Source organism: Mesorhizobium sp. M7A.F.Ca.CA.001.08.2.1, assembly GCF_003998455.1.
Classification (GTDB): domain Bacteria; phylum Pseudomonadota; class Alphaproteobacteria; order Rhizobiales; family Rhizobiaceae; genus Mesorhizobium; species Mesorhizobium ciceri.
In genome coordinates, this window is sequence record NZ_RZPW01000839.1 from 1 (window position 1) to 2,542 (window position 2,542).

Consider the following 2,542-nt stretch of genomic DNA (forward strand, 5'->3'; position numbering starts at 1 on the left):
CTGGATGCGGTGCGCCTTCAGGCCCGGCAAAAAGGCGAATCCATTGTCAGCCAGGCCGAGTTGGACGCCAACCGCGGCATAACCGCGGGTTTCAACCCGGTGACCGAGCTTTCGGCGGATCCGCACCGGATGGCGGTCAATCCGCGCCCGATCTTCACTCCGGTCGACCCACCGCTCGAGTTCCGGCTCGACGAGTTGGGCATGAACAACACCGATGGCTGCGAGAGCCAGGGCGAAATCAACGGCTTCCGGCTGCTGCGCATCGAGGCGCAGGATGGCGGCACGACCAAGCTGCTGCACGAGGACAAGGCGATACCGAAAAGCCGGGGTTGCCCGAACGGCTATCGCATCGGCGCCGTGCAGACCTTTTCCATGGACAGCCTCAGCGCCTATGCCGTGCTGATCGCGGTGCGCCAATACGGCTTTGAAGGCCCCGACTTTCGCTGGATCGCGGTGACCGGCCGCCTGTGACACCCCCTGCTCAACCCGCCGCGCGCGATCGTGCGCTGAACCGCCTTCGCCGCGCGATACCGACGCCGCGCACAGCACTTGTCGGCGCCTTGTTGTGGGCTGTGACAATGGGCGCCAGCGCGCTCCTCACCTTGTTTTTGGGCGACTGGGAGACGCCGGCGAAAATCCTCATTGTCACCATGCTGTTTGCGGCGGGAGCTGCGCTGGCCTTCCCCATCGGCCTGTTTGCGGCGCGGCTGGTCTCGCAGGGAAGACGCTGGGAAGTCGCTGTCGCCGCCGCCTTCGTGTGCCTAGCAGCGGCGACGATCGGCCTGACCGGCGGGCTGTTTGCCCTGCAGTACCGCTCCTACTACGCCGAGTGGCATGCGCCTGCTTTCACCCGCACCTGGGTCCTCCAGTTCGTCTTCACGACGTTGATTGCGCTCTATCAATTCGTGGTGCTGGGCATCCGGCTCTATTTTCCAGTTGGTTTCATCGCTCTGTTTACCGCGGGCGTCTGGTTTGCGCGCCAGCGGCGTTGAGCATTTTGCTCGCCTCTGTTAGGACGCGGGCAAACTTCTCGATATGTCAGGACTGACCGATGATCCCTCGCTATTCCCGGCCGGAAATGGTCGCCATCTGGTCGCCAGAAACCCGGTTCCGCATCTGGTTCGAGATCGAAGCCTATGCCTGCGACGCACTGGCCGAACTCGGCGTCATCCCCAGGGAAGCGGCAAAAACCATCTGGGAAAAGGGCAGTGCCGCAAAATTCGACGTCGAGGCGATCGACGAGATCGAACGCGTCACCAAGCATGACGTCATCGCCTTCCTGACCCATCTTGCCGAATTCGTCGGACCGGACGCCCGCTTCATCCACCAGGGCATGACCTCGTCCGACGTTCTCGACACCTGCTTCGCGGTACAGCTGACCCGCGCCAGCGACATCCTGCTCACCGACATCGACGGTCTGCTTGCAGCGCTCAAGCGCCGCGCCTTCGAGCACAAGAACACCGTCACCATTGGCCGCAGCCATGGCATCCATGCCGAGCCGACGACCTTCGGCGTCAAGCTGGCGCAAGCCTATGCCGAGTTCTCGCGCTGCCGCGAGCGGTTGGTGCACGCGCGAGAGGATATCGCCACCTGTGCGATCTCCGGGGCGGTCGGCACCTTCGCCAACATCGACCCCTATGTCGAGGAACATGTGGCGGCGAAGCTCGGCCTGAAGCCCGAGCCGGTGTCGACGCAGGTGATCCCGCGCGACCGCCACGCGATGTTCTTTGCCACGCTCGGCGTCATCGCCTCGTCGGTCGAGCGGCTGTCGATCGAGATAAGGCATTTGCAGCGCACCGAAGTGCTCGAAGCGGAAGAGTATTTTTCGCCGGGCCAAAAGGGCTCCTCGGCCATGCCGCACAAGCGCAACCCGGTGCTGACCGAAAACCTCACCGGCCTTGCCCGCATGGTTCGCTCCATGGCGATGCCGGCGATGGAGAATGTGGCGCTCTGGCATGAGCGCGACATTTCCCACTCCTCGGTCGAGCGCATGATCGGCCCTGACGCCACCGTGACGCTCGATTTCGCACTGTCACGGCTGACCGGCGTCATCGACAAGCTGCTCGTCTATCCCGACAACATGCTGAAGAACATGAACAAGTTCCGCGGCCTCGTGCATTCGCAGCGTGTCATGCTGGCGCTGACGCAGGCTGGGTTGTCTCGCGAAGACTCCTACCGTCTGGTCCAGCGCAACGCCATGAGGGTGTGGGAGCAAGGCGCTGATTTTCTTGAAGAATTACTGGCCGACAAGGAAGTGACCGCTGCCCTGCCCGAGGCCGAAATCCGCGAGAAATTCGACCTGGGCTATCACACCAAGCATGTCGACACGATCTTCAAGCGGGTGTTTGGCAAAGCCTGAGGCAAAGCGCTATACCGTCGCTGGCCGCGAGCGGCAGGCTTCACCTTCTCCCCTGTGGGCTAGCGTGCGCACACATTTGCTTCGGGTTCATTTTTGTGAGGCGAGAACGAAGCCGTCGACGATGGCGTTGAAGCGTCTGAGGCCTTGGGTGAAGGTGATGGGTCCTGGCGGGCGTTCCTTTTC

General features: G+C 62.7%; 3 protein-coding genes. All 3 read left to right on the forward strand.

Going from position 1 to position 2,542, the window contains the following annotated elements; genetic code table 11:
• Positions 1-471 (forward strand): DUF2259 domain-containing protein (locus EN914_RS31790; RefSeq protein ID WP_127389518.1); only part of this gene is annotated, 471 nt, incomplete at its 5' end.
• Positions 472-578: 107 nt separating this feature from the next.
• Complete coding sequence (locus EN914_RS31795; RefSeq protein WP_081714351.1) at positions 579-992, forward strand: hypothetical protein; 414 nt, start codon at positions 579-581, stop codon at positions 990-992.
• Positions 993-1,051: 59 nt separating this feature from the next.
• On the forward strand, positions 1,052-2,359 hold the full coding sequence (gene purB, locus EN914_RS31800; protein WP_024504338.1) for an adenylosuccinate lyase: 1,308 nt from the start codon (positions 1,052-1,054) through the stop codon (positions 2,357-2,359).
• Positions 2,360-2,542: the final 183 nt, after the last annotated feature.

Excerpts from the sequence above, each read along its gene's own strand:
- EN914_RS31795 (WP_081714351.1), top strand. The coding sequence starts at position 579 with ATGGGCGCCAGCGCGCTCCTCACCTTGTTTTTGGGCGACTGGGAGACG.
- purB (WP_024504338.1), top strand. The coding sequence starts at position 1,052 with ATGATCCCTCGCTATTCCCGGCCGGAAATGGTCGCCATCTGGTCGCCA.